At 67.1% G+C, this 25,659-nt stretch carries 25 protein-coding genes and 1 pseudogene; 14 read left to right on the top strand and 12 right to left on the bottom strand.

What is annotated here, in order from left to right; all coding sequences use genetic code 11:
* The first annotated feature begins 95 nt into the window (after positions 1-95).
* Complete coding sequence (locus HYG77_RS08545) at positions 96-506, top strand: NUDIX domain-containing protein (protein WP_208962406.1); 411 nt, start codon at positions 96-98, stop codon at positions 504-506.
* Here the strand turns inward: HYG77_RS08545 and HYG77_RS08540 are convergent.
* Positions 503-1,873, bottom strand: a complete 1,371-nt coding sequence (locus tag HYG77_RS08540; RefSeq protein ID WP_208962405.1) for a hypothetical protein — start codon at positions 1,871-1,873, stop codon at positions 503-505. The two genes, HYG77_RS08545 and HYG77_RS08540, sit on opposite strands and share 4 nt — an antisense overlap.
* Positions 1,874-1,984: 111 nt before the next feature.
* Between HYG77_RS08540 and HYG77_RS08535 the strand changes: the two genes are divergently transcribed.
* Positions 1,985-2,737, top strand: coding sequence for an isocitrate lyase/phosphoenolpyruvate mutase family protein (locus HYG77_RS08535; RefSeq protein WP_109327679.1), 753 nt, complete (start codon positions 1,985-1,987; stop codon positions 2,735-2,737).
* Between the two features lie 39 nt (positions 2,738-2,776).
* Here the strand turns inward: HYG77_RS08535 and HYG77_RS08530 are convergent, their stop codons facing one another.
* From HYG77_RS08530 to HYG77_RS08505, 7 genes and pseudogenes are all read right to left on the bottom strand, one after another.
* A complete protein-coding gene (locus HYG77_RS08530; RefSeq protein ID WP_208962404.1) occupies positions 2,777-4,957 on the bottom strand; it encodes an AAA family ATPase in 2,181 nt (726 codons plus the stop codon).
* A 26-nt stretch (positions 4,958-4,983) separates the two neighbouring features.
* A complete protein-coding gene (pssA, locus tag HYG77_RS08525; protein ID WP_109327683.1) occupies positions 4,984-5,844 on the bottom strand; it encodes a CDP-diacylglycerol--serine O-phosphatidyltransferase in 861 nt (286 codons plus the stop codon).
* Positions 5,841-6,554, bottom strand: a complete 714-nt coding sequence (locus HYG77_RS08520) for a phosphatidylserine decarboxylase (protein ID WP_159920134.1) — start codon at positions 6,552-6,554, stop codon at positions 5,841-5,843. The genes pssA and HYG77_RS08520 overlap by 4 nt, the downstream gene beginning before the upstream one ends.
* A gap of 58 nt (positions 6,555-6,612) precedes the next feature.
* On the bottom strand, positions 6,613-7,053 hold the full coding sequence (locus tag HYG77_RS39500) for a hypothetical protein (RefSeq protein ID WP_244461416.1): 441 nt from the start codon (positions 7,051-7,053) through the stop codon (positions 6,613-6,615).
* A 196-nt stretch (positions 7,054-7,249) separates the two neighbouring features.
* Positions 7,250-7,399 (bottom strand): annotated as a pseudogene (locus HYG77_RS39495) (MerR family DNA-binding transcriptional regulator); the annotation flags it as partial.
* Positions 7,383-7,901, bottom strand: a complete 519-nt coding sequence (locus HYG77_RS08510; protein ID WP_208962403.1) for a hypothetical protein — start codon at positions 7,899-7,901, stop codon at positions 7,383-7,385. The gene HYG77_RS08510 and the pseudogene HYG77_RS39495, both read right to left, overlap by 17 nt.
* 43 nt (positions 7,902-7,944) lie before the next feature.
* Positions 7,945-8,400 (bottom strand): SRPBCC family protein, encoded by a 456-nt coding sequence (locus HYG77_RS08505; RefSeq protein WP_208962402.1) that lies wholly within the window; start codon positions 8,398-8,400, stop codon positions 7,945-7,947.
* Positions 8,401-8,908: 508 nt separating this feature from the next.
* Between HYG77_RS08505 and hutH the strand changes: the two genes are divergently transcribed.
* Positions 8,909-10,456, top strand: coding sequence for a histidine ammonia-lyase (gene hutH / locus HYG77_RS08500; RefSeq protein ID WP_208962401.1), 1,548 nt, complete (start codon positions 8,909-8,911; stop codon positions 10,454-10,456).
* A gap of 14 nt (positions 10,457-10,470) precedes the next feature.
* Here hutH and HYG77_RS08495 read toward each other — a convergent pair whose 3' ends face one another.
* A complete protein-coding gene (locus HYG77_RS08495) occupies positions 10,471-11,727 on the bottom strand; it encodes an FAD-dependent oxidoreductase (RefSeq protein WP_208962400.1) in 1,257 nt (418 codons plus the stop codon).
* A 96-nt stretch (positions 11,728-11,823) separates the two neighbouring features.
* A complete protein-coding gene (locus HYG77_RS08490) occupies positions 11,824-12,987 on the bottom strand; it encodes a helix-turn-helix domain-containing protein (RefSeq protein WP_208962399.1) in 1,164 nt (387 codons plus the stop codon).
* 181 nt (positions 12,988-13,168) lie between these two features.
* Between HYG77_RS08490 and HYG77_RS08485 the strand changes: the two genes are divergently transcribed.
* From HYG77_RS08485 to groL, 6 genes are all read left to right on the top strand, one after another.
* Positions 13,169-13,549, top strand: coding sequence for a YtxH domain-containing protein (locus HYG77_RS08485; protein WP_208962398.1), 381 nt, complete (start codon positions 13,169-13,171; stop codon positions 13,547-13,549).
* A 131-nt stretch (positions 13,550-13,680) separates the two neighbouring features.
* A complete protein-coding gene (locus HYG77_RS08480; protein WP_208963325.1) occupies positions 13,681-14,682 on the top strand; it encodes a zinc-binding alcohol dehydrogenase family protein in 1,002 nt (333 codons plus the stop codon).
* Between the two features lie 12 nt (positions 14,683-14,694).
* Complete coding sequence (locus HYG77_RS08475; RefSeq protein ID WP_208962397.1) at positions 14,695-15,597, top strand: universal stress protein; 903 nt, start codon at positions 14,695-14,697, stop codon at positions 15,595-15,597.
* Positions 15,598-15,607: 10 nt separating this feature from the next.
* Entirely contained in the window at positions 15,608-16,387 is a 780-nt protein-coding gene (locus tag HYG77_RS08470; RefSeq protein WP_159920152.1) for an HAD-IIA family hydrolase, read from the top strand.
* 81 nt (positions 16,388-16,468) lie between these two features.
* Complete coding sequence (locus HYG77_RS08465) at positions 16,469-17,023, top strand: DUF6764 family protein (RefSeq protein WP_208962396.1); 555 nt, start codon at positions 16,469-16,471, stop codon at positions 17,021-17,023.
* 228 nt (positions 17,024-17,251) lie between these two features.
* Positions 17,252-18,877 (top strand): chaperonin GroEL, encoded by a 1,626-nt coding sequence (groL, locus tag HYG77_RS08460; protein ID WP_109327707.1) that lies wholly within the window; start codon positions 17,252-17,254, stop codon positions 18,875-18,877.
* An 89-nt stretch (positions 18,878-18,966) separates the two neighbouring features.
* On the opposite strand, the gene HYG77_RS08455 is transcribed toward groL, so the two are convergent.
* Positions 18,967-19,170, bottom strand: a complete 204-nt coding sequence (locus HYG77_RS08455; protein WP_109334920.1) for a PspC domain-containing protein — start codon at positions 19,168-19,170, stop codon at positions 18,967-18,969.
* Positions 19,171-19,320: 150 nt separating this feature from the next.
* Here HYG77_RS08455 and ppk2 point away from each other — a divergent pair, with 150 nt between their 5' ends.
* The 4 genes from ppk2 (at position 19,321) to HYG77_RS08440 (ending at position 22,562) form a co-directional block, all read left to right on the top strand.
* Positions 19,321-20,250, top strand: coding sequence for a polyphosphate kinase 2 (ppk2, locus tag HYG77_RS08450; RefSeq protein WP_208962395.1), 930 nt, complete (start codon positions 19,321-19,323; stop codon positions 20,248-20,250).
* A gap of 104 nt (positions 20,251-20,354) precedes the next feature.
* Positions 20,355-20,477 carry a hypothetical protein gene (locus HYG77_RS40625; protein ID WP_280123298.1) on the top strand — a complete coding sequence of 41 codons (123 nt, stop codon included), beginning with the start codon at positions 20,355-20,357 and terminating at the stop codon, positions 20,475-20,477.
* Between the two features lie 115 nt (positions 20,478-20,592).
* Positions 20,593-21,633: an alpha/beta hydrolase family protein gene (locus HYG77_RS08445; RefSeq protein WP_208962394.1), complete on the top strand. Its 1,041-nt coding sequence runs from the start codon at positions 20,593-20,595 to the stop codon at positions 21,631-21,633.
* A 95-nt stretch (positions 21,634-21,728) separates the two neighbouring features.
* On the top strand, positions 21,729-22,562 hold the full coding sequence (locus HYG77_RS08440; protein ID WP_244373547.1) for an alpha/beta fold hydrolase: 834 nt from the start codon (positions 21,729-21,731) through the stop codon (positions 22,560-22,562).
* Positions 22,563-22,600: 38 nt separating this feature from the next.
* On the opposite strand, the gene HYG77_RS08435 is transcribed toward HYG77_RS08440, so the two are convergent.
* A complete protein-coding gene (locus tag HYG77_RS08435) occupies positions 22,601-24,619 on the bottom strand; it encodes a prolyl oligopeptidase family serine peptidase (RefSeq protein WP_208962393.1) in 2,019 nt (672 codons plus the stop codon).
* A 42-nt stretch (positions 24,620-24,661) separates the two neighbouring features.
* On the opposite strand from HYG77_RS08435, the gene HYG77_RS08430 reads away from it, so the two are divergent.
* Positions 24,662-25,645 carry a membrane dipeptidase gene (locus HYG77_RS08430; protein WP_208962392.1) on the top strand — a complete coding sequence of 328 codons (984 nt, stop codon included), beginning with the start codon at positions 24,662-24,664 and terminating at the stop codon, positions 25,643-25,645.
* Positions 25,646-25,659 lie beyond the last annotated feature (14 nt).

The raw sequence follows: 25,659 nt of genomic DNA, 5'->3' as shown, positions 1-25,659 counted from the left end.
TTTCGGCCTCGAGTCCCGGCAAACCGGACGAAACGGGCGGGCCCGTCACGCTGCGTCATTTCAGGGCCGCGGCGGGCTGTTCTATCTTGTGAGGCGTGCCCGCCGAGATCCGAACCGCAGCCCTCGCTCACATCCGCCAGAGGCGGCTTCTGCAGACGAGATCGGTCGGAAAGTCGGCGTTCTACATGGCCGGCGGCAAGATCGATCCCGGAGAGAACGCCGAAGAGGCGCTGCACCGGGAAATTCGGGAAGAACTCGACGCCGCGATCGTGGACGGCACCCTCGAGCAACTGGGAGTCTTCGAAGCGCCGGCGTACGGGCATCCCGAAGGCACCGCCCTGCACATGACGTGCTTTCTTGCAGAACTGAGCGCTGAGCCGCGGCCCACGAGCGAGATCGCGGAACTGCGGTACTTCACGGTCGACGAGTACGCGGCGATGCCCGACGTCGCGCCCGGTTCGATGCTGGTGTTTCGCCGGCTGCAGTCGCTGGGTCTGCTCGACTAGGTGAGCGGTGCGGTCGTTTCCAGCGGTCGGCGACGAGACCGTATCGAGTAGGCGCAGTACGCCACGACGGCCAGCATCGCGATCCCGGCGAGATGGTCCGATGCCGCCGAGGCGGGCGAGGGACCGTCGGGGGTGAACGCCGCCACAGCGCCGAGCGGTCCATAGGCGCCGGCGTACACGACCCGGCTGCCCGGGATGGTGGTTGCCGCCACGAAGACGAGCGAGGCGAACGGCAACGCCAGGCCCAGAACGGCGACCGGCGCCGACGCGGGGAGCGCGGCGGCCAGCGCAAAACCCATCCCGGTGCACAGGACGAGGAGCCGGGCGAGAAGGAGGACGCCGTCATTGCCGAAGTCGGGCTGTACGGCGGTGGTCAGGGGAACGAGGGCGGCGAGCCCGAGCCCCCAGTACGGTCGTCGCAACGTCGGAGGAACCCGGACCGCGACCGCGATGCCCAGTGCCAACGCTGTGACACCGACGATCAGGACGGCGGAGGCGGGGGTTGTCACGCGCGGGGTCCGGAGGTCGTCGAGGACGGGCATGGCCGCGGCGGTGACTGCTGTCGCGGCCAACAGGAAATGCCCGTCGGCACGGGGGAGCAAGCGTGCGGACACCTCCGTGCACACGAGCACCACCACGAGGCAGAAGCCGATGATCAGCCACACCGTCAGCGGTTCACCGAATTCGTGATCGTCGATCCACGCACCGAGTAGCCGGTTGAGGAGAGCGAGAGCCAGTGCCGCGGCCAGTGCCGTCTGAAGGGTTCGACGTTCGGGACGCTGCACCCGGAACTGCTTCTGGGCGAGGGCGGTGCAAACGAGCGCCAGTACCAGCGTCCCGATCAGCAACCACATCGGTGGTTCCCCGATCGCGGACGTACTCCGGCTTGCCGGTTCGAGATACTCGGCGTCACCGCGTGGTAGTCGCGCGACGCTCGCGAGAACGAACGCTCCCGCCACGCCGAGCGTCAGCGTCAGCTGCGGACCCCACCGTCCCCACACTGCGGCGACCGCGGCTCCGAGAAGAATCCCCGCGGTTGCGGTCTTCGCGAAGTGCAACGCGATCAGCGTGTCGACACCACTTGCCCCGGCCACCGCAGAGCGGGTTGCGATCAGGACGAGTGCACACGCCGCGGCGACGATCCACGAGGCGCGGCGTGAGCCCGACCGCTGCAGTCCGGCCACAGCGATCACGGCGAGGACGAGGGCAACCACGACACCGGTCGGCTGGCTGCTGAGCCACCGGTCGATCTCACGATCCGACGCATAGATGGCCCACGCGCGATTGCGGGGATTGGTGAGAACGAACCCGGCCAGTGCGCCGGAGGCGAGGGCCGCCGCCGCCGACAGGGGTTCGCGGAAGTCCATCCACTCACGGTACTCGAGCAGCGAGGAATGGACGGCACCCACCTCGCGTTGCCAACGAAGGCGTACCGAGAACGACTCCGTCCAACACTTTCCGAGGCGAGGAGCCCACCCATGACGTCGATCCACGAGAAGGCCACAACGCTGCTGCAGCTGCATCAGCCCGGTAACCCGGTCATCCTGCCGACGGTATGGGATGCGTGGTCCGCGAATCTGGCTGTCTCCGCGGGTTTCCGAGCACTCACGGTCGGTAGCCATCCGGTGTCGGACTCGATCGGCAAGCCCGACAACGAGGGAATCACCTTCGACGAGCTGCTGCATCGGATCGCCCAGATCACCTCCGCCGTCGACCTGCCCATCTCGGTCGACATCGAATCCGGCTATGGGGAGGAACCTGCTCGCCTCATCGACGGCTTGATCGGCGCCGGCGCCGTGGGGCTGAATATCGAGGACACCGTCCACAGTGAAGGCGGCCGGCTGCGTGAGCCGCAGGAGCACGCCGACTTCGTGGGGAAACTACGCCAGGCCGCCGACGCCGCAGGCGTGCACGTCGTCGTCAATGCGCGGACCGACCTGTTCGTCAAGAAGGTCGGAGAAGATGCCGATCGCGTCGACCGTGCCATCTCCCGGCTGAAGCTCGCGGCCGACGCCGGTGCCGACGTCCTGTACCCGGTGGGCCGCCACGACGACGCCACCCAGAAACGTCTCACATCGGAGCTGCCGCTGCCCGTCAACGCGATCGGCCTGCCCGACCAGGACGACCCGGCATCCTTCGGACCGCTCGGCGTCGCACGCGTGAGCTTCGGTCCGTTCTTTCAAGCTGCCCTCGCGTCGCACGCCGCGACATTGCTCGGCCGCTGGTCCTGACCCGTGAGTACTTGTTAACCGCGGGCGGTTAAGAAGTACTCACGGGCGCGACAGCGCATACGCCTCGAGGTGCGCCACTTGCTCGGGGTCGAGCGAGGGGCGCACCTTCTCGCGTGCTGCGGCCACGTCGGCGGCGGTGACGTCGGCGGCGTCGATGCTCCGGCGCATCGCGGCGAGCGCGGCTTCGCGGAGGAGCGCCGAGCAGTCGGCGGCCGAGTAGCCGTCGAGGTTGTCGGCCAGGTCGTCGAGGTCGACGTCGTCGGCGAGCGGGACCGAACTACCGGCGGTTCGCAGGATCGCCTTGCGCGCCTCCGCGTCGGGCGGCGGCACGAACACCAGTCGTTCGAGGCGTCCGGGCCGCAGTAACGCGGGGTCGATCAGGTCGGGTCGGTTGGTGGCGCCGAGCACCACCACATCGCGCAGAGGCTCGACGCCGTCGAGTTCGGTCAGCAGCGAGGCCACCACGCGGTCGGAGACACCGGAGTCGGAACTCTGACCGCGGCGCGGGGCCAGCGCATCGATCTCGTCGAGGAAGATGAGGGACGGCGCAGAGTCGCGGGCCCGCTGGAACAACTCGCGCACCGCCTTCTCGGACGCGCCCACCCACTTGTCCATCAGCTCGGCGCCCTTGACGGCATGCACGCTGAGCTGTCCCGTACTGGCAAGGGCCCGAACAAGATAGGTCTTCCCGCAGCCCGGAGGTCCGTACAGCAGGACTCCGCGCGGAGGGTCGACACCGAGGCGTGCAAACGAATCCGGATGCTGCAACGGCCACAGCACCGCCTCGGTGAGGGCCTGCTTGGTTTCGACCATGTCACCGACGTCGTCGAGGGTGAGGCTGCCGATGGCCAGCTCCTCGCTTCCCGACCTCGACAAGGGGCGGATCACGTCGAGGGCCCCGAGCAGATCCTCCTGGGTCAGAGCTGGGTCGGCCGGTGACCTGGTGGCGCGGGAGGCGGCCCGCAACGCTGCTTCCCGGCACAGCGCTGCGAGATCGGCCACCACGAATCCCGGCGACCTGGCCGCGATGGCATCGAGGGCGATCCCGTCGGTGGGCACCTTCCGCAGCAGCAGTTCGAGCAGGGCTCTTCGGGTGGCGCCGTCGGGCAATGTCAGGGCGAGTTCGCGGTCGCACAGTTCCTGGCCGCGCAGCCGGGTGTCGGTCGATTCCGGATGCGCGGTGGTCGCCACGAATGCGACACCGGCAGTGTCGACGGCACGGCGGAGTTGGTCGAGGATCAGGGCGGAGACGGGTTCCGGAGTCGCGGGCAGCAGGGTGTCGATGTCGGTGATGAGTAGCACCCCGCCGCCGCTGATCGCGTCGACTGCTGCTGTGACCCGTTGCAGTCGTGCACCGGCTTCGAGAGCGCCGACGCTGGGACCGTCGAGTTCGACGACGCGCCGCGACGCCAGCACGGAGCGGGCCAAGGTGGCTTTACCGACGCCACCCGGCCCGGTCACGAGGACACCCAGGTGAGGCGACGCCCCGAGCTTGCGGAGCAGTTCGGGTTCGTCGAGCGCGAGTCCCAGCCACTCGGTCAGTTTGGCGGCCTGGGTCTGCGCCCCGACGAGGTCCTCGACGGGCAGGGGTGGGACGGCCGCCGTTTCGGTCACCGTCGCCGACAGGCGCGCCGGTGCGGACGAGACCGCGGTGCGCGTTCCCGCACCCCACCCGACCGCGGTGTTGGGTTGCACACTCACCGGGCCGCCTGCCGGGTCCACCCCGGTGACGGTGAGCAGTTCCGACGTCCATGCGACGCCGAAGGTCCGGGACAGTGCCTGCGTGGCGGGTGCTGTGCTGGTCCCGGGGCCGAGGTCGCGGGGGAGCAGGGACACCGCGTCACCCACGCTGAGGACCTTCCCGAGGAGGGCCTGCCGCAGGGTGACATCGGAGATCGAGGTGACCGCCAGGTTGGAGCCGCTGACCGTGACCGCTCTTCCGCCGTATACGGTCACCGGCGTCACGACGACGGTGGCGTTCTCGGTGAGGCCGGCATTCGACATCGTCACGTCGTCGAGCAGCGCGGTGCCCGTGGGCGTTCCGGCCGGCGCGATGCCCGCCACCGCTGCCGTCCGGCGCGCCCCCACCAACGCGATCGCGTCCCACTCGCGGAGACCGAGCGCGGCGAGCGCTTCCGGATGGAGCCGTACGACGCCGCGTCGCGTGTCCGCGGCCGAAGTGTTCAGTCGGACTGTGAGCGCGAGTTCCGGTGAGGTCACGCGTCGAGCCTACGTGCGCGAGTGGACTATCGGGCTCGTGGACGGCGCAACCCGAGCCGCGCGGCGGAGCGCCGTCCGCGGGTGTCGGGCTGTCGCCGGATGGCTCGCCGTTCGGCCGGTTTGATCTCCCAGGTCTCCGGCCTCGCCGCCACCCACCGCTGCGAGCGGACGGCGAACGGAATGTGAGCCAGGTATACGGCGACGAGGGCCATCAACAGAATGAACGGATAGGTGACCAACGCTGCGGCTGCGAGCGCCACCAGCACCAGCAGACCTGCTGCCATGCGAGGCGGAACGGACACGGTCTTGAGCGCCAGAGTGGGAATGCGGCTGACGATGAGGGCGGCGGAGAACACCGTCCACGCCACGACGACCGGATACGACGACCACCAGCCGTCGCCCCACTGCGCTGCTGCCGCCAAGGGCGTCAGCGCTACCAAGGCTCCCGCGGGTGCCGGGACGCCGACGAAGTACTCGCTGGCGTAACCGGGCATATCGTCGTCGTCGAGCAGAGTGTTGAAGCGGGCGAGCCGCAGCACGATGCTCACTGCATAGATGAGCGCGATGATCCAACCGAAACTCTGCCCGTCCAGCAGGGTGACGTACAGCACGAGGGCCGGGGCGACACCGAACGAGATGGAGTCGGCCAGCGAATCGAGCTCCGCACCCATTTTGCTGGTGGCGTCGAGGAGCCGGGCGATCCGCCCATCGAGGGAGTCGAGCACCGCGGCGGCACCGATCATTGCCAGCGCGGTCCCGAGATCGCCGTCGAGCGCGAACTTCACCGCGGACAGCCCACCACACAACGCGAGAATCGTGACGACACTCGGCAGCAAGCGCACCGCTTGCCGTGGTCTCCCTCTCCGCTGCTTCGTACTGGCGATCACGGCAGTTGAGCGATGACGGTTTCGGCGCCGATCGTCCGCTGGCCACGCTCCACCAGCAAGGTGGTGCCCGCAGGGAAGTAGGTGTCGACGCGGGAGCCGAACCGGATCAGACCGTAGGTGTCACCGATGGGGAGGGTGTCGCCGACCGCGGCGTCGCACACGATTCGCCGGGCCAGTAGGCCGGCGATCTGCACAACTGCGACGTCGTGGCCGTCCGAGGTGTGCAGCAGCATGCTGTTGCGTTCGTTCACCTCGCTGGCATCGGCAAGGTCGGCGGACAGGAATTGGCCCGACCGGTGCACGACTTTCTGCACGACTCCGCCGACGGGGCTGCGCTGGACGTGGACGTCGAGTACGGACAGGAAGATGCTGACCCGGGGCAGGGGCTCGGAACCCATGTCGAGTTCGGCCGGCGGCACGGCGGTATCGACGAGTGCGACTTCACCGTCGGCAGGCGCGACCGCTACGCCCACCCGGTTGGGGGGCACACGGTGCGGATGCCGGAAGAACGCGGCGCACGCCGCGGCAGAGGTCAGCGCACCACGCCGGACCCACTTGCGGTTGCGGCCGAGTAGGGCCACACCGAGCGGTGCGAGAACGAATGGCAGTCCGGCCGGATGAAGCGGTGGGACGGCTCCCCGGGCGAGATCGACGAAGTGGCCGATCCCTGAGGTCTGCGCGGTTCCGGGTGGTCTGGGCTTACGGGCCACGGGCTCCTCTAACTGTGTCGGGCGGGACGGCTGCCTGCCGTTGCGGCGCCCTCACAGGTTACGTGAGCGCGGCCGGCTGTAACGGCATCAGGAGAGAGTACGCACTCACCGAGGCGGAGGAGGAAACGGACCGCGGACGGATGGCGAGCGGTGTGATGGGGCCGCCGAAGCGGAACGTCAGCTGATCGCCGGGGAGGGCGGCGACCGCGTCGAGGAGAAAACCCGCGTTCACCTGTACGTGGAAGAGCACCGGCCGGTCTCGGCCGGGATCGGCAAAACCTCGGTGCTGCGCGCCGACCACCATGGAACCGGAGTCGAGGACGCCGAGGTCCACCCGCTCGCCCGTCCCGGCAAGGACGGCCCGCAGTTCGGTCGCCGAGATCGTCGCTTCGGTTCCGGGAACCAGTCTCGAGGTGGATTCCGCGCAACGCCGGAAACTCGGACTGCGGGTCGAGGGCGAACCGGACCGATGCAACAGCATCGGCGAGGTCATCGGCATCGACAACGACGGTGCCTCTTCGCTCCGCGCGCCAGTCCACGAGACGGTGTATCCGGGTCAGCTCGCGTCGTGCATCGGCAAGGCCCTGCTCGAGTCTGCACAGGTGCTGGTCGAGCAGAGCGTGCGGATCGGTACCGGACAGCACCGCCGTCATTTCCTTCACCGGCATCCCGACACGCCGCATCGCAGCGAGGAGAACGGCCGCGTCGACCTGCTGGTCGGTGTACCGGCGGTAGCCGGTGTGTGGGTCGACAGTGTGCGGCGCCAACACGCCTGCCTTGTCGTAGAACCGCAGCGCACTGACCGACAGGCCGGACGCCCGCGACAGCTCACCGATGCTCAGCACGGCGTTCACTGTTCCCGAGGGGTATGACAGGTGCGATCTCGTCGATGCGGTGATGCAACCGCGCGATGGCACCGCGGATCGTGTTGCCGTAGCCGTCTTCGGCGAGGTGGTGAGATTCCTCGGTGGCCCGATCGAGGTGAAAGCGCGCTTCCGGGACATGCCCGAGCGCGAGATGAGCCGCTGCGACATTGAGGTGCAGCGAAGGGTAAAACGCCGCCACCTGCAGTGACGCGTCGTGCCGTTGCGCGCGATCGTCCGTCAGCGCGTCCGCGGCCTCGAGCGCACGCAGATCCCAGCGCAGTTCTTCGGCGGGGTCGGTCTGAACGTCGGCCATGTAGTGGGCGAGGGTGACGATGTGAAGCGGATCGCGAGTGCCCTCGGGGGACGCCTCGAGGGCGCCCCACACCTCGGCGAAGAGATGTCGGGCGCCCTCGGCGTCGCCTGCTATCGCGAGTTCTTGACCTCGACCGATCTGCGCCATCACGTTATCCGAATTCTCCATGCGGTTCACGGTGAAGGGTCGACCAGGTCGAGAGTCAAGCGGGTTACTTCGCTTCGGCAGCTGCCTTGATGCGGGCCAGGGTGGTGTTCATACCCTCGATCAGTTCGACCTCGAAGTCGTCGTTGCCGCCCAGCACGGTCTTGATCAGGAATTGCGACACCTTGGTCGTTCCGGTCGGCGCCTCCCGGCGTTCGATGACCTTGGTTCCGCCGGCGGTGGGCTGGAGTTCGTACGACCAGATGGTGCGGTTCTCAACGACGCGGAAGGCGATCGACTTGTTCGGCTGGAACTTGACGACCTTCGAGGTGGTCGGCCACACGAGCATGCCCTTGCGGTTGATGTTGATCGTCTTCGTGCCTTCTTCGACCACACCGCCCAGGACGCGCATCGTGCGGCACTGCGGGCTCCACTCGCCCATCCGCTTCAGATCAGACACCACCGCCCACACATCCTGCGGGGTGGCGTCGATTTCGATGCTTGCTTCGAGGGTGTTTGCCATCGGCTGTCTCCAGTCAGGGAAGGTGGTACGGGTAGTTACAACTACTTTGCCGTCATCGTAGGCGTTCGGAGAACGAGGATGTGCGGCAGGTCACTTCTTTGTACCCCGATGGGCTCGTCGCGTCCGCTCGGAAGTGTTTGTCGTTTCACCGTGGCAGGTTTGTCGCTTCGCTCCGCGCGCCTCACCGAAACTGTGTAACTCACGAGGCACGATGAGCGATAGAAAAATCAGTGCAATGGTTCGGTGCCAGCGCATTGGCACGTCGTCGAGTCGGTGTTCGGAAGTGATCGTCGTGAATGTTCATTCGATCCTGCGGCGGGACCGCAGCCCTCTCCCTCTACTCGAATCTGCCCGATTGCAAGGACGGCCGTCCTCGTGGCCGAGTGAAAAACTCGAACGTCTCATGACCCCACGCGAAATCGAAGAAGTTCTGCGCGGCGACGTGTAATCGCCGTTGGCACCCCGCAATTCCCGACCTACACCCCGCGCCGGGGTGGACACTGGGTCTGTGGGTACCGAAGAGCCTGTCGTCGTCGGTGTCGGCCCGGTGTCTGCCGAAGAAGTGGTTCGGGTGGCCAGGCTCGGCGCCCCGGTGCGGATCTCCGAAGAGGCTCTGTCCACCATGGCGAAAAGTCGTCGGTGGATCGAGGCTCTCGCCGAGGATCCGAAACCGGTGTACGGCGTCTCGACGGGGTTCGGTGCCCTCGCGATCCGTCATATTCCGGTCGACAAGCGCGCACAGCTGCAGCGCAGCCTGATCCGTTCCCACGCCGCCGGCAACGGGCCGGAGGTGGAACGCGAGGTGGTGCGTGCGCTGATGTTGTTGCGGCTCTCGACTCTCGCCACGGGCCACACCGGCGTTCGGCCGGAGGTCGCGCAGGTGTACGCGAACCTGCTGTCGGCGGGTCTGACTCCGGTGGTGTACGAGTACGGAAGCCTGGGTTGTTCGGGCGATCTGGCGCCGCTGGCACATGTTGCCCTCGCCGTGATCGGTGAGGGTACGGTACGGAGCGCCGAGGGCTGTCCTACCCCCGCCGCCGACGCGCTGCGGGCCGCCGGAATCGCACCGGTGTCGCTGGAGGAGAAGGAGGGCCTTGCCCTCGTCAACGGCACCGACGGCATGCTGGGCATGCTGGTGCTGGCCTGCGAAGACCTGCGTCACCTGCTGCGTCTGGCCGACATCACGGCAGCGATGAGCGTCGAGGGCCTGCTCGGCACAGACAGGGTCTACGCCGCCGACCTGCAGTCGCTGCGGCCGCATCCCGGGCAGGCCGCAGCGGCCGAGAACATGACCCGGATGCTGGCCGGCTCCGACATCGTGCGCAGCCACGCGGGGCCCGGGTGCACGGTGGTCCAGGACGCCTACTCGTTGCGCTGCGCCCCCCAGGTCGCCGGCGCCGCGCGCGACACCCTCGCCCACGCCCATCAGGTAGCAGCGCGCGAACTCGCGAGCGCCGTCGACAGCCCCGTGGTGACTGCGGACGGCCGCGTCGAGTCGAACGGCAACTTCCACGGAGCCCCGCTCGGCTACGTCCTGGATTTCCTGGCGATCGTGGTCGCGGACGTGGCGAGCATGAGCGAGCGCCGCACCGACCGATTTCTCGACGTCGCCCGCAACCACGGGCTGCCCCCGTTCCTCGCCGACGACCCCGGCGTCGACAGCGGCCACATGATCGCCCAGTACACGCAAGCCGCGATCGTGTCCGAACTCAAGCGCCTGGCCGCGCCTGCGAGTGTCGACTCGATTCCGTCGTCGGCGATGCAGGAGGATCACGTGTCGATGGGGTGGTCAGCGGCCCGCAAACTTCGCCGCGCCCTCGACGGGCTCACCAGGGTCCTCGCAGTCGAGGCGCTGACTGCCGCACGGGGACTCGACCTCCGTGCGCCGCTCGAGCCTTCGCCTGCAACGGGTGCCGTACGCGACGCGATCCGGGAGCACGTCGCCGGACCCGGAACCGACCGGTACCTGGCCCCCGAGATCGATGCAGTGGTGGCGCTCGCGTCGTCGGGCACCCTCCTGGCCCGCGCCGAGGCGGTGGTCGGCGCATTGGCCTGAAACGAAGGACGGGCTCAGCGCAGAGGGTCGAAATGACGCAGCACCGCGGACGGTTCGCCCCCCGTCATCGACTGGGCCACCAGGCGGCCCGTGAGGGGGCCGAGCGCGATACCCCACATTCCGTGGCCGCCGGCAACGTGCACGCGAGGCGAGCGGGTGGCCCCGACGAGGGGCAGCCCGTCCGTGGTGCACGGCCGTGAACCCACCCATTCCTCCTGGCGGGCATTCCAGTCGATACCGGTGAACAGGGGTGTCGCGGCATCGATGATGGCCTGGACCCGTCGGGGATCGAGCGGTGCGTCGGGACTCCGGAATTCCATCATTCCGGCGACACGGAAGCGGTCGTGCAACGGGGTGCACGCCACCCGCTGAGTGGGGAAGTACACGGGATTCTTGGGCATCTGCTGTGGCTGGACGCTGAAACTGTAGCCACGGCCGGCCTGGACCAGTGCCCGGACGCCGAAGGGGCGTGCCAGTGTGCCCAGCCGGGCGCCGTTCGCGATCACGACCGCATCGGCCGACACCGAATCTCCGCGGGCAGAGGCGAGCCGAACGTCGGACGCGCCACGGTCCTGGACCGCCGTGACGTCGAATCCGGAGACGATGTCGCCACCCCGCGCGCGGACGGCGTCGGCGAGAGAATGCACAAACCGCGGCGGATCGATGAAGCGCTGGTTCCGCAGGCGGAGACCGCAGTGCACGCCCTCCCCGAGACTCGGTTCGAGGGAGTGAATCTCGTCGGTATCGAGCCGGTCGTACTCGACCTCGCCGCCGATCGCCTCCACGTGGCGGAACTCGTCGACGAGCACTTCCCGGTCCGCGTCCGAGGTGAACGCAGTGAGGAAGGGGTCGGCGAGGTGGGTGTGTTCGGCGACGCCGCCCTCGGCGAGTTGGTCGTAGGCGCCCAGGGAAATCCGGTTCACTTCGGCGTAGACCTTCATCGCCTCCTCCCATCTTGCGGGAGTGCAGTGCCGGGCGAAACCGACGAGGAAACGGAGGAGGCGGAGGTCGGTGGTGAACGGAACATACACGGGGGAGGAGGGATTCAGCATCGCGCGGAGGCCGTACTTCAGGACGGCGGGCTCCGGGAGCGGCAGGGTGAGGGCAGGAGCGAGCCACCCCGCATTTCCCCAGGAGGCATCGGCCGCAACACCTTCCCGGTCGACGACGGTGACGTGAACCCCACGCTCCTGTAGGAACCAGGCTGTGGACAGGCCGACGACACCGGCTCCGACGATCGCGACATGCTCCGGACGCGCAGTTGTGCTCATGTGTCCATCATCGATCGACGATCACGCGGGGGGAGTAGCCGTTCGGCCAGTGCCGGACCGTCCACGTTGTGCAATCGGCCAGGGTGGGTCCACCGCTCAGTGCTCGCGCAGTCCGCGCAGTTTCAAATGCAGCATCAGGACGAGGCGGGTGTCCGCGTCGGAGAGGTCCACGCCGCACGATTCGACGCAGCGCCGGAGCCGGTTGCGCAGGGTGTTGGGGTGGACGTGGAGGGCTGCGGCGGCGTCGGCCACGTCGCCGCCATGGTCCAGGAACGCGCGTGCCGTGGCCACGAGGTCGGTTCCGTGCTTCTCGTCGTGCGCAAGGAGGGCGGCCAGCGGGGTGAGCGTGCCCAACCCGTCGAAGATGTCGGCCACGCGCAGCGCGAGGACCGACGCCAGCGTGTCGCGCATGGTTCCGACCACACCGCCACGGGAGGCGTGTTGCAGCGCCGCGAGTATCCGGTCGGCGTCACCGCGCGACAGATGCGCCTGTCCTGCCGTGTCGACGCCCCGCCCGACCGCGACGACGAAGGCATGTCCACTGCGCGCACGTCCGAGGAAATTCTCGGCGAGACGGCGAACCTCCTTCTCCCCGGCGGCGATCACCACATAAATGGTGTCGTCGAGTTGGGCTGCGACGGATTCGACGGCCAGCGTGTCCAGGTAGAGACCGAGGGAGGCCAGGAGTCCGGACGGCAGCGACGAGCCGAGCGTGACCGGGGCCGCCGCGGCAACCGTCAGCGGACCGCTCCACCGCAGGTCGTCGGCGGCCCGGAAGGCGGGCTCGCCGCCGGTCAGGAGGGCACGGACCCGGTCGACCTGCAATCGTCGTGTGACATCGACCCGTTCGCGTTGCGCGGCGATATGTTCGGCCACGACCGGTACGGCGGACCGGAGGATCGCTTCCTGTTCCGGCGTCGGAGAAGCGGTGACGGCCGCCCAGATGGACCCCACCGGGCGACCGCCGTCACGTACCGCGATCGCCGCCCGCGGTCGCATGTCGGGAACGTGTAGATCGACATAGATGACGTCGGTGTCGTGGTGTAGGCGTTCGAACACACCGGCCTCGGTGAGCAACTGCCGGTACCGTCCCGGCACCTGCCGGCCCAGGATGGTCCCGATCCGCGCTTCGTCCACCGCCTGCTCACCACTCGAATACGCGAGCACCGTCGAGTTCTCGTCCTCGATCGTGATCGGGGCGCCGATCAGCTCGGCCAGAGACCCCGCAACCGTGAACAGGTCTTCACCGCGCAGGTCCATGCTCGGAGCCTAGTTGGCCGGGACCGACTCGAATGCTTCCGACGGGAGGTGTTTCATCTGGCTCGCCGAAGGCCGTCCGTCGTGGAGGAAGTTTGGGCTCGGGCGCTGAGGGCATAGCTGTGTAGCAGGGCATTCCGACGGTGATTCGTACACGTTTGTCGCACAACAGTCAGGAGAGGTCATGGAGAGAGCGTTAATTTTTGCAGCGGGGGCGGCCGTGGGTTTCGTCCTGGGCACCCGGTCCGGCAGGCAAACCTACGAGAAGATGAGGGATCAATCCCTCGAAGTCTGGCACAACCCCACTGTGCAGGAGAAGGTGAGCGGCGCGACCGAGGTGGTGAAGGAGAAGGCCCCGCACGTGCAGCACAAGGTCGGTGAGCTGGCGAAGAAGGCCACCCACCGCGACACCGACACCAGCACGGCCACCGCGCCCACCACCGGTGCGCCGCCCGTCGAAGCCACGGCTACCACTCCCACGCCGGCTCCCACTCCCACGCCGGCGCCCACGGACTCGCCCGTTTCTCCGCCGGCGGGGGGCAAGCATACGCAGAGCCCGGGCTGACCGGTGCCGATGCGGCAGTAGGTAACCATCCCGGCGCGGCGTGCGGTCGCGACACTGCGGATTTCGTGGCGTCGGCGTCGCGCCGCGGGCATCCTGTGGGTATGGCAGCGACGCGACGCGGAATCCGGAGGATGGGTGCGTGGCGCGCCGTCAGCCCCGGACCGATTGCGGGCACTCCTCTGCAGTGGGACATCGAAGCGCTCCCCGAGCCCGAGCCGGGTGAATTGCTGGTCAAGGTACTGGCCTGTGGTGTGTGCCGAACCGACCTACATATCGCCGAGGGTGACCTTCCCGCGCACCGACCGCGGGTCGTTCCCGGTCACGAAGTGGTGGGCGAGGTTGTCGCCGTGGGCGACTCCGTCTCCGCGGCCTGTGCCGCCGGAGATCGCGTCGGTGTCGCCTGGCTGCGCCACACCTGTGGTCGGTGCCCGGCGTGCGGTCGCGGCCTCGAGAATCTCTGCCGGCAATCGCGCTACACGGGGTGGGACGCGGACGGTGGATACGCCGAATTCACGACAGTGCCCGCCGACTACGCGCTGCAACTCCCGGACGGGTATCCGGACGCCGAGCTCGCGCCGCTCCTGTGCGCCGGGATCATCGGTTACCGGGCCCTCATACGTGCCGAGGTGCCGGACGGCGGCGCCTTGGGCATCTACGGCTTCGGGGGGAGCGCCCATCTCACCGCCCAGGTTGCGCTCGCCCGCGGTGTCCGCGTGCACGTCATGACGCGAGGCGCGCAGGCACGGGCACTTGCCGAGGAACTCGGCGCGGCGTCGGTGCAAGGGGTGCGCGACACCCCACCGGAACCGCTCGACTCGGCGATCCTGTTCGCACCCGCCGGAGACTTGGTGCCCACGGCGTTGGAGGCGCTCGCCGACGGTGGCACGCTCGCCGTCGCGGGCATCCATCTGACAGACATTCCGCGGCTCGACTACCAGAAGCATCTGTTCCGGGAGCGGCAGGTCCGCAGCGTCACCGCCAACACCCGGGCAGATTCCGTCGCGTTTCTCCGATTCGCGGCGGACCATCGATTGAGGGTCGACACCCATCCCTATCCGCTCGACCACGCAGATCGGACGCTGCGCGATCTGGCGGACGGAAAGTTCAGCGGTGCAGCAGTTCTCGAACCATAGAGGGAGAGGGATATGAGTGAATACGCGGGCCCACCGGTGGTGGTCGGTGTCGACGGATCACGGCCTGCTCTCGACGCGGCACGCTGGGCCGCGGCGACGGCAGTCCGGCTCGGTGCCCCGCTGCTGCTCGCGCATACCTACCCGGACGGGGCGACGTTCTACAACGGCACCGCAATGATGATCGACGCGCAGTTCATCCAGGAACTTCGTGAAGACGGAAACGCGATGCTGGACACCGCCCGCACGGCCGTGCTGGATGAGCACCCCGGATTTCCTGTCGAGACAGACCTGCGGACCGGGACCGCAGCCGCCCACCTGATCGAGTTGTCACGCGCCGCCCGGATGGTGGTTCTCGGCGCGCAGGGTGCGGGTGCCATCACGGATTACCTGCTCGGTTCGACGGTGCTGCGCACGATCAACTCCGCACAGTGCCCGGTCGCCGTGTTCCGCGGTGCCCGCGAAGCCCCGTCACCGGACCTGCGCCCGATCGTCGTCGGTGTGGACGGCAGTGGCGTCAGCGAACTCGCCGTCCGCCAAGCGTTCGCCCTCGCCTCGGCGTTCGGCGTCGGACTCGAGGTCGTGCACGCCTGGAGCAGCGAGCGGCGGCACGGGCTCGCACACGCGTCGAAATACGTGGACTGGGCGGCGTACGAAGAAGCGGAGCGGGCCGTCGTCTCCGACTGCCTCGCCACCTGGGCCGAGGACTACCCCGACGTGCAGGCGATTGGGACAACCACCGAGGGCGCACCTGCCGATGTCCTGATCCGGCACGCGTCTGCCGCGCAATTGCTCGTGGTCGGCAGCCACGGCCGGGGCAAGGTGCTCGGTGCACTGCTCGGATCGGTCAGCCAGAATCTCGTGCACCACGCTCCCTGCCCCGTTGTGGTCTGTCACGCTCAGCGGTCGCCCGGATAGGCTCGACCCCATGACTGCGGTCGAAGGAATCCTGTTCGATATAGACGGAGTTCTGGTTACTTCTTGGCATCCCATCGACGGCGCGGCCGACGCCGTGCGCGAGGTGCGGGATCGGGGACTCGCGTGTGCGTATCTCACGAATACAACGTCGAGGACGTGTGACGAGATAGCGGGCGCGCTGCGGAACGCGGGTATCGACACCGAGCCCGGCGAGATCGTCACCGCCGCGCGCCTCACCGCCGAGTACCTCCGCACCACCTACCCGGGTGCGCGGGCCTGGGTGCTCAACAATGGTGACATCACGCCCGACCTCGCCGGCATCGAACTCGACGAGGACGATCCGCAGGTCGTCGTGCTCGGTGGCGCGGGCCCCGAGTTCACCCATCGTGCGCTCAGCCGGGTGGTGGAGTTGATGCTCGACGAGGTTCCCGTGGTGGCCATGCATCGGGGGACGACGTGGGCAACCCGCGACGGACTGTGCATCGACACCGGCGCCTACCTTCCGGGCCTGGAAGAAATTGCCGGAACGAACGTCGTCTCGGTCGGCAAGCCCTCGCTGGCCGCCTTCCTCACCGCAACCGAGCTCATGGGAACCGACCCCGAAGCGGCCGTCATGGTCGGTGACGATCTGACGGGGGACGTCCTCGCCGCACAACGGGTAGGCCTGACCGGTGCGTTGGTGCGCACCGGCAAGTTCCGGCAGTCGATTCTCGACCTCGCTGTGCAGCGCCCCGACCACGTCATCGATTCGGTCGCTCAGCTCCCTGAGCTGCTCGACGGACTCGCCTGAAACACGGTCCGGGACTAACCGGCCGGGAGCGGGTAGTCTCGCGGCGAATCCTCCAATTAGACGTTCCCAGAAGGAGCTTCCATGCTCGCTGTCTCCACGCCCGCCACCTCCACCGCCTCGGCCACTCGTACCCGCATCTCCTCTCTGTTCGGCCGCCGGCTGGCGCGTGCGGGAGCGGCGATGGTCGTCGGTCTGGGTGTCGCGGCGGGACTCTCGGTGGCCGGTGCCGGTGTCGCCGGTGCCGCCCCCGTCACCTGTGTCTCCCCGCCGTCCGTCAACGACATCCAGGTGTCGGACACGGCGAGCTGTGGTGCCAAGGCGACCGAGGCCGGTGTCGCACGGGCGACGGCGATGGAGAGCGGGACCGCGGTGAGCGTCGCCAACGGGCACGGCTCCACCACCACCTATGCCAACGGGTTCGGAACGTCTCTGGGCGCGTCGACGGGTTCGGGTCAGGCGTATGCCGTGTCGCTGGGCGGCGGCATCGCGCGGTCCGGGGCGGCTGACGGCACCACCACCGTGGCGATCGCCGGCTGGGGGTCGGGCGCGACCTCCGACACGAACGGCGTCGACTGCGTCGGTGCCCTGTCGCTCGCGTTCAACCTCAACACGGGCCAGGTCTGCGCCATGCGCTGATCCTCTGACCCGGCGGTCTCGTCCCGACCTTGCACTCACCATGGTCGAGTGCTAGAAATGCACTTGGCACTCGCGACACGTGAGTGCCAGGTCGGGATGGTGAGACCGGGAACCTAGACACCCCTGGTCGTCCGTCGCGGGCACTGACCCCGGCCCAAGGCGTAAATGGGGCGACCCGGCAAGCGGCCGTCCTGTGTGTCACCCCCCAATCCGGAGGATCACTTCGCAATGGCCAAGATCATCGCGTTCGACGAAGAGGCCCGTCGCGGCCTCGAGCGAGGACTCAACGCCCTCGCCGACGCAGTCAAGGTGACGTTGGGCCCCAAGGGTCGCAACGTCGTGCTCGAGAAGAAGTGGGGAGCTCCCACGATCACCAACGACGGCGTTTCCATCGCCAAGGAGATCGAGCTCGAGGACCCCTACGAGAAGATCGGTGCCGAGCTGGTCAAGGAGGTCGCCAAGAAGACGGACGACGTCGCCGGCGACGGAACCACCACCGCAACCGTGCTCGCTCAGGCTCTCGTGCGTGAGGGCCTCCGCAACGTTGCTGCCGGCGCCAACCCGCTCGGCCTCAAGCGCGGCATCGAGAAGGCCGTCGAGGCGGTCACCGCGCGTCTGCTCGAGACCGCCAAGGAGATCGACACCAAGGAGCAGATCGCTGCTACCGCTGGTATCTCCGCCGGCGACCCGTCCATCGGTGAGCTCATCGCCGAGGCCATGGACAAGGTCGGCAAGGAAGGCGTCATCACGGTCGAGGAGTCCAACACCTTCGGCCTGCAGCTCGAGCTCACCGAGGGCATGCGTTTCGACAAGGGCTACATCTCGGCGTACTTCGCCACTGATGCAGAGCGTCAGGAAGCCGTCCTCGAGGACGCGTACATCCTGCTCGTGAGCTCCAAGATCTCCACCGTCAAGGACCTGCTGCCGCTGCTGGAGAAGGTCATCCAGTCGGGCAAGCCGCTGGTCATCATCGCGGAGGACGTCGAGGGCGAAGCCCTGTCCACCCTGGTGGTCAACAAGATTCGTGGCACCTTCAAGTCCGTGGCCGTCAAGGCCCCCGGCTTCGGTGACCGCCGCAAGGCGCAGCTCGCCGACATCGCCATCCTCACCGGTGGCGAGGTCATCAGCGAAGAGGTCGGCCTCTCCCTGGAGACCGCCGGACTCGAGCTCCTCGGTCAGGCCCGCAAGGTCGTCATCACCAAGGACGAGACCACCATCGTCGAGGGTGCCGGCGATTCCGACGCCATCGCCGGTCGCGTGAGCCAGATCCGCGCCGAGATCGAGAACAGCGACAGCGACTACGACCGCGAGAAGCTGCAGGAGCGCCTGGCCAAGCTGGCCGGTGGCGTTGCAGTCATCAAGGCCGGTGCCGCCACCGAGGTCGAGCTCAAGGAGCGCAAGCACCGCATCGAAGATGCCGTGCGTAACGCCAAGGCTGCCGTCGAAGAGGGCATCGTTGCCGGTGGTGGCGTGGCCCTGCTGCAGTCGGCCCCCGCGCTCGACGACCTCAAGCTCGAAGGTGACGAGGCCACCGGTGCGAACATCGTTCGCGTCGCCCTCGAAGCTCCGCTGAAGCAGATCGCCTTCAACGCCGGCCTCGAGCCCGGCGTCGTCGCCGAGAAGGTCCGCAACCTGCCCGCAGGTCACGGCCTCAACGCTGCGAACAACGAGTACGGCGACCTGCTCGAAGCAGGCATCAACGACCCGGTCAAGGTCACCCGCTCCGCGCTGCAGAACGCAGCGTCGATCGCGGCTCTGTTCCTCACCACCGAGGCCGTCGTCGCCGACAAGCCGGAGAAGGCCGGAGCGCCCGCGGGCGACCCGACCGGCGGCATGGGCGGCATGGACTTCTGAGTCCGTACCACCCCGTTCCACCCGAACACCCCGAAGGCCCGGGACTCCCGCAAGGGAGTTCCGGGCCTTCGGCCTTCGGCCCCGTGCGACTACTTGGCGGGCATCAGCATCCACGCTGCCAGGTAGACGAGAGCCGCGGTGCCGCCGGTGACGAGTGTGGCGACGACGGCCAGGAGTCGGACGAGGTTGACGTCGGCACCGAAGTATTCGGCGATGCCGCCGCAGACGCCGGCGAGCATTTTCTGGTTGTCGGAGCGGGTGAACTGGCGAGGAGTATTGCTGTCGAATGTCATGCGTCCAGTCTGCTCAGCCCGCTGGTAGTGCACATCGGGATGTACCCCGATCTCCACCCTGGTCTTTCACCCCGACATCGTGCTGAGAGCGCGTTTCCCGTTCACGCCCGGGTCACTTCGAGGACGCCTCACGCCGCTAGATTCCGCCCCATGACCGACCTCGACGAACGCCCCGGCTTCCTCAGCGCGTACGCGGATCTGGCTACTGCCGTCGACCTCCGCGACACCTCCGCGTTCAGGGTCGACGACGAGGACGACGATGATCCCGTGCTCGTCACGCTCACCGACGGTCTGATCGTCGATACCTGGCGGGAGGGCTATCCGTACGAGGAGCGGATGCCCCGCGACGAATACGAAGTTGCCAAGCGGTTGCTCCAGATCGAACTGCTGAAGTTCCAGAACTGGGTGAAGGACAGCGGACGCCGTCACGTCATCGTGTTCGAGGGACGCGACGCCGCCGGCAAGGGTGGCACCATCAAACGGTTCATGGAACACCTCAATCCGCGCGGTGCGCGTGTCGTGGCACTCGAGAAGCCGTCGGTGCGTGAGTCGACCCAGTGGTACTTCCAGCGTTACGTCCAGCATCTCCCTGCGGCCGGTGAGATCGTGTTGTTCGACCGGTCGTGGTACAACCGCGCCGGCGTAGAGCGCGTCATGGGCTTCTGCAGCGCAGACGAATACGACAGGTTCCTGCATCAGACGCCGCTCTTCGAACGCATGCTCGTCGACGACGGTGCCAGCCTCACCAAGCTGTGGTTTTCTGTCTCGCCACTCGAGCAGCGGACCCGGTTTGCCATCCGTCAGGTCGATCCGGTTCGCCAGTGGAAATTGTCCTCGATGGACATTGCCTCACTGGATAAATGGGGCGCCTATACCGCGGCCAAGGAAGATATGTTTCGCTTCACGGACACCGATATTGCTCCGTGGACGGTAGTCAAGAGCAATGACAAGAAAAGAGCGCGCATCAATGCAATGAAGTATGTTCTGTCGCTGTTCGATTACGGGAACAAGGACTTCGAAGTGGTGGGGACGGTAGATCCGCTGGTCGTGGGCCGTGCCAGCCAGGTAATTGGCGAATAACCGGATGATCTTTCTTCCGAACGCCAGGTAACTATTCGAGATATGTCCGCGAAATTTCTTTGGTCTTCGCCTTCGGTCGGGTACAAAGAGTGAAGCGCCGACCCATGGCGCAGATCGAAAACCAACACAGTCGATCGGGAGAAACCAACATGTCCACTGAAATTCTCGGATTCGTCGAAATCCTTCTCGGCTTCATCGAGTTGCTCGGCTCTGTCGCGCCGGAATAACCACCCGCTTTTTCACCGAGCGCCAGTCGAAGAACTGGAGCCCACATGACACACTGTGGGCTCCAGTTCTCGTCTCTTCGGAGTCGGGCAGGCGGCTTCGCAGCAAAGGAGAATAATGGGCAACCGCACGGCAGCGGGTAGGTACGGGGTTCGGCTGGCACTCGCGCTCGCTCTCGCAGCGGCTCTTCCGTGGGCGGGGGCGCAGGCCGTGTCCGCAGACCCGGTGGATGACGCGACCGTCGTCGACGGCAGCTCGAGACTCCTGCGCACCGAGAAGATCGACGACCGGCAGTTGACGATGCACGTCTACTCGGCGTCGATGGACCGCGACATTCCGCTCCGGGTGATCACGCCCGCGGACACCAGCGCTCCGAGGCCCACGCTGTACCTGCTCAACGGCGCGGGCGGCGGTGAAGACTCCGCGACCTGGCAGGCGAAGACCGACGTGGTCGACTTCTTCGCCGACAAGAACGTCAACGTCGTCACGCCGATGCAGGGCGCCTTCAGTTACTACACGGACTGGCGGCAGGAAGATCCCGAACTGGGCAACAACAAGTGGACGACGTTCCTCACCCAGGAACTCCCTCCCATCGTCGACGCCGAGCTGGGCACCAACGGTGTCAACTCGATCGCCGGCATCTCCATGGCCGGCAGTTCCGTCCTGAGCCTCGCGCAGTCGGCACCCGAGCTGTACGAGAGTGTCGGCGCCTACAGCGGTTGTGCGATGACCAGCACCGACCCTGGTCGCACGTATGTCCGGATGGTCGTCGAATCCCGCGGCGGCGGCGACACCAGCAACATGTGGGGCCCCGTGGACGACCCGGCCTGGACGGCCAACGATCCGTACCTCAATGCGGAAAAGCTGCGCGGCCTCGACATCTACGTCAGCAACGGTTCCGGCATTCCGGGTCCGAACGATCGCCTCGACGGTCCGGGGATCAACGGGAACGTCGAGATGTTCGCCAACCAGATCATCCTCGGCGGTGCCATCGAGGCGGCGACCAACCAGTGCACCCGCGCGCTGGCGGACAAGCTGAACGAGCTGCAGATTCCCGCCACCTTCGACTTCCGTCCCGTCGGCACCCACTCGTGGCCGTACTGGCAGGAGGACCTCCACAAGTCGTGGCCGCTGCTGGCGTCGTCGATCGGCCTGTAGCCACCGGCCCGGACACCACCGTCCTCGCGCACTGACTTGGCCTCGACCCCTGCGGATCGCGAATCCGCGGGGGTCGAGCCGTCTAGTCTGGCGGAGTGGAGACAGTACCGATCCAGATGCCCGACGGAACGACCACCCCGGTTCGCCTGTTTCCCGGGCGGGACGAGGCACCCGTAGTCGTGGTGTTTCCCGGCCTGGGAATTCCTGCCGGCTACTACGAGCCGTTCGCCGAGGAGTTGATGTCCCGCGGGTTCAATGCGGCCATCGGCGAATTACGCGGACAGGGTGACAGCCGCCCCCGTCCGAGCAGTGCCAGCAGGTACGGCTACCACGAGCTGGTGTCGGTCGACTTTCCCGCCATCTTCGAGGTGGTGCGCGAACATTTCCCGGCTGCGACGCCGTTCCTGTTGGGGCACAGTATGGGTGGTCAGCTGGGGGTGATGTACGCGGCGCGGATTCGCGGCCGGCTCGGCGGAATCGTGCTCGTCGCGTCGGGGTCGCCATATCACCGGGGATTTCCCGGAATGCACTCGCCGCGAATGCTCGTCGGCGCGGCCGCGATGTCGATGACGGCCAATCTCGCCGGTTTCTGGCCGGGCGGCAGGCTCGACATCGGCGGGTTCGGCAGGCAGTCGAAGGTACTGATCTCCGACTGGTCCCGTTTCGCGCGCACCGGGAAGATCGAACCCGACGGCGCCGACATCGACTACGAGGAACGGATCGGCAGATTGAAGCTGCCGGTCCTGTCGGTGACTATCGAGGGCGACGACCTCGCGCCGGGCCCTTCGGCGAAGAATCTCGTCGCCAAACTCCCACATGCCGACGTCACCATCTGGCACAACCCGCGACCGCAGGGTCACAACGGGTGGATCCGGGAGCCAGTCGACACGGTCGATCGGGTCGTCGACTGGATCCATGACCACACCTAGCCGTGAGTACTTATTAACAAGCGGTGGTTAAGAAGTACTCACGGGCGGGTGAGTGTGCGCCACAGGAACATGAACGTCAGCGCCGACTTGAACGCGGCCTGGGCGTTGTCCGCGGCCCCGCCGTGTCCACCTTCGATGTTCTCGTAGTACCAGACTTCGTGGCCCTGCTCCTCGAGGAGGGCGGTCATCTTGCGGGCATGGCCCGGATGGACCCGGTCGTCCCGCGTGGAGGTGGTCACCAGAATCGGTGGGTACTCGGCGGTGGCACTGGTGTTCTGGTACGGCGAGTACTCGCTGATGAACTTCCAGTCCTCGGGATCGTCGGGGTCGCCGTACTCGGCCATCCACGACGCCCCGGCCAGCAGCAGGTGGTACCGCTTCATGTCGAGGAGCGGTACCTGACACACGATCGCCCCGAAGAGTTCGGGGTAGCGGGTCAGCATGACGCCCATCAGGAGACCGCCGTTGCTTCCACCTTGAGCCGCGAGTTGCTTCGTGGTGGTGATGCCGCGCGCGACCAGGTCGCGCGCGACTGCGGCGAAGTCCTCGAACACTTTGTGACGGCCTTCGCGGACGGCCTGGGTGTGCCACGACGGGCCGTATTCACCGCCACCGCGAATGTTGGCGACGACGTACGCACCCCCGCGTTCGAGCCAGGCGAAGCCGACCGACCCGCTGTATCCCGGCACCATCGAGTTCTCGAACCCGCCGTATCCGTACAGGAGTGTGGGGCAGGGACCGTCGGCGTCGTCGCGGCGTACGACGAAGTACGGGATCTCCGTTCCGTCGTCCGAGGCGACGAAGTACTGGGACACCGAGATACCGTCGGCGTCGAAGAATGAGGGCGCCTGCTTGACAGGTTCCAGCGGCCCGCCGACGGTGCCGTAGAAAAGAGTTGCGGGAGTGGTGAATCCACTGCTGTTGACGAAGAAATTGTCCCCGCTGCGCGCATCCGTGCTGATGACACCACTGGCCGTGAGTTCGGGCACGCCGTCGAGCGGCTTCTCGTCCCAGCCGGTTTCGGTGGGCGTGAGTACCGACAATCTGGTCTGCACATCCGAGAGGGTGACCAGAAGCAGGTGGTTGCGAGTCCAGGTGCCCTGTTCCAGGGATGTGTGCTCGTCGGGTGTGAACAGCGGCGTCAATTCCCGCGAGCCGGCGAGATAGTCGGCGTAGTCGGTGACGAGCAGCGAACCCGCGGGATAGATGGTGCCGTCCACCTCCCAGTCGGTGCGCGGGCGGACGGTCAGCCAGTCGCGGTAGACGGACGTTCCGGCGTCGTCGGGCGTGTCGATGCGCAACAGCTTACCGTCCGGCAACAACTCGTACCGTTCGGAGTTGTAGAAGTCGATCGATCGGCCGACGAAGTGCCGCTCGTATCCGGGAGTGTCGTCGTAGGAGGCGCCGACCGACACGTCGGTGCTCTCGCCCTCGAACACGGTGACCGCCTCGGACAAGGGGGTACCGCGATGCCAGCGCTTCGCGATCCTCGGATAGCCGGAATCGGTCATCGAGCCGTCACCGAAGTCGGTGCCCACGTAGACGCTGTTCTCGTCGATCCAGCTGATGCTGGTCTTTGCTTCCGGGACGTCGAAAGGGTTGTCTGTGACGAATTGCCGTGTGTCCAGGTCGAACTCGCGAACCACGGACGCGTCCGCGCCGCCCCGCGAGAACGACAGCAACGCGCGGGTCTGTGCTGGGCGCAGGACACTCGCCCCCGCCCACACCCAGTTCTCACCCTCGCGCTCGGCGAGTTCGTCGACGTCGAGCAACACGTCCCACTGCGGGTCCTCGGAGCGGTATTCCGCCAGGGATGTGCGCCGCCAGATTCCACGCTTGTGCTCGCCGTCGCGCCAGAAGTTGTACAGATAGTCACCGCGCAGGGCGACGTAGGGAATGCGCGCGTCGGTATCCAGCAACTCCAGAATCCGGCCCTCGAGCGCGGAGAACTCCGAGTTCTCGGTGTACTCGCCGACGGTCCGGGCGTTGCGTTCCCGCACCCAGTCGAGAGACCGGTCAGCGGTGACATCTTCGAGCCAGAGATAGGGATCCGTCATGACGGCCATTGTTGCAGGAAGACCTCGGATAGCCTCGGCGGCGTGAGTACACCTGGGCCCTATCCGTTGTGGGAGCAGCACTGCTGCCTGCCGCTGACACCGTCGGCAACTATCGACGAGCTCCGCCGTTACCGCCGTCCGGCCGGCAGCTACGTCTCGGTGAACATCGGTTACTCCCCGCAGGACAAGGCGGCGTCGACGGCGATCGCCGAGAACTTTCGTGCTCAGGCCGGTGGTGACATCGAGTTGGTGACGCGGCTGGATGACGTCGACGCAGTACGCGGCGCCGGTGGTATCGCGCTCGCATTCGACCTCGAAGATTCGGCCCCGCTCGACGGCGACCTCGCCAATGTGGCCCACTTCCACCGACTGGGCACACGATCGTTGCTGCCCACGTATAACTATGCGAATGCCGCCGGGTCCGGTTGCCTCGACGCCGACGACACCGGGCTGACCGGCTACGGCCGCGACCTAGTGCGGGAGATGAATCGGGTGGGGATGACGGTGGACGGCTCCCACTGTTCGATCCGTACCGGACTCGACCTTGCCGCTGTTACCGAGCGCCCCATGATCTACAGCCACTCCAACCTGCGGCGATTGTGGGATCACCCTCGCAACATCACCGACGATCAGGCCCGCGCCTGCGCGGAGACGGGTGGCGTGATCGGGGTCAACGGGGTCGGCATCTTTCTGGGCGTCAATGGGCCGGACGACCATGCTCGCCGGTTGTCGGCGATGGCCGACCACATCGAAGAGGCGGTCGATCTGGTGGGTCCCGCGCACGTCGGCATCGGCTCGGACTACTCGTTCGACGCCGCGGACTTCGTCGCCGAGATCACGAACAATGCGGGCTCGTTCTCGGACGCGTATACGGCGTGGGGTCCGCTGCAGTGGGTACCGCCGGAGGATGTCCTGACTCTCGATCGCGTTCTGCGCAATCGGGGGTTCGACGAACCGTCCATCGAGGCCGTATACGGGGGAAATTTCGCCCGTGTCGCCGCGGCAGTCTGGGCTACTGGCGGGTAACACGACCGAGGTGA

The sequence above is a fragment of the Rhodococcus sp. ZPP genome (assembly GCF_017656075.1).
In the GTDB taxonomy this organism is placed as follows: domain Bacteria; phylum Actinomycetota; class Actinomycetes; order Mycobacteriales; family Mycobacteriaceae; genus Rhodococcus_F; species Rhodococcus_F oxybenzonivorans.
Note: the sequence above shows the minus strand (reverse complement) of the source record. Positions and strands in the feature narration are given on the sequence as shown.

What these genes read in the sequence shown, in the direction of transcription:
- HYG77_RS08540 (WP_208962405.1), bottom strand. Translation starts at nt 1,873, where the DNA reads ATGGACTTCCGCGAACCCCTGTCGGCGGCGGCGGCCCTCGCCTCCGGC.
- HYG77_RS08535 (WP_109327679.1), top strand. Translation starts at nt 1,985, where the DNA reads ATGACGTCGATCCACGAGAAGGCCACAACGCTGCTGCAGCTGCATCAG.
- HYG77_RS39500 (WP_244461416.1), bottom strand. Translation starts at nt 7,053, where the DNA reads ATGCCGATGACCTCGCCGATGCTGTTGCATCGGTCCGGTTCGCCCTCG.
- HYG77_RS08510 (WP_208962403.1), bottom strand. Translation starts at nt 7,901, where the DNA reads ATGGAGAATTCGGATAACGTGATGGCGCAGATCGGTCGAGGTCAAGAA.
- HYG77_RS08505 (WP_208962402.1), bottom strand. Translation starts at nt 8,400, where the DNA reads ATGGCAAACACCCTCGAAGCAAGCATCGAAATCGACGCCACCCCGCAG.
- HYG77_RS08495 (WP_208962400.1), bottom strand. Translation starts at nt 11,727, where the DNA reads ATGAGCACAACTGCGCGTCCGGAGCATGTCGCGATCGTCGGAGCCGGT.
- HYG77_RS08490 (WP_208962399.1), bottom strand. Translation starts at nt 12,987, where the DNA reads ATGGACCTGCGCGGTGAAGACCTGTTCACGGTTGCGGGGTCTCTGGCC.
- HYG77_RS08485 (WP_208962398.1), top strand. Translation starts at nt 13,169, where the DNA reads ATGGAGAGAGCGTTAATTTTTGCAGCGGGGGCGGCCGTGGGTTTCGTC.
- HYG77_RS08480 (WP_208963325.1), top strand. Translation starts at nt 13,681, where the DNA reads ATGGGTGCGTGGCGCGCCGTCAGCCCCGGACCGATTGCGGGCACTCCT.
- HYG77_RS08475 (WP_208962397.1), top strand. Translation starts at nt 14,695, where the DNA reads ATGAGTGAATACGCGGGCCCACCGGTGGTGGTCGGTGTCGACGGATCA.
- HYG77_RS08470 (WP_159920152.1), top strand. Translation starts at nt 15,608, where the DNA reads ATGACTGCGGTCGAAGGAATCCTGTTCGATATAGACGGAGTTCTGGTT.
- HYG77_RS08465 (WP_208962396.1), top strand. Translation starts at nt 16,469, where the DNA reads ATGCTCGCTGTCTCCACGCCCGCCACCTCCACCGCCTCGGCCACTCGT.
- groL (WP_109327707.1), top strand. Translation starts at nt 17,252, where the DNA reads ATGGCCAAGATCATCGCGTTCGACGAAGAGGCCCGTCGCGGCCTCGAG.
- HYG77_RS08455 (WP_109334920.1), bottom strand. Translation starts at nt 19,170, where the DNA reads ATGACATTCGACAGCAATACTCCTCGCCAGTTCACCCGCTCCGACAAC.
- ppk2 (WP_208962395.1), top strand. Translation starts at nt 19,321, where the DNA reads ATGACCGACCTCGACGAACGCCCCGGCTTCCTCAGCGCGTACGCGGAT.
- HYG77_RS40625 (WP_280123298.1), top strand. Translation starts at nt 20,355, where the DNA reads ATGGCGCAGATCGAAAACCAACACAGTCGATCGGGAGAAACCAACATG.
- HYG77_RS08445 (WP_208962394.1), top strand. Translation starts at nt 20,593, where the DNA reads ATGGGCAACCGCACGGCAGCGGGTAGGTACGGGGTTCGGCTGGCACTC.
- HYG77_RS08435 (WP_208962393.1), bottom strand. Translation starts at nt 24,619, where the DNA reads ATGACGGATCCCTATCTCTGGCTCGAAGATGTCACCGCTGACCGGTCT.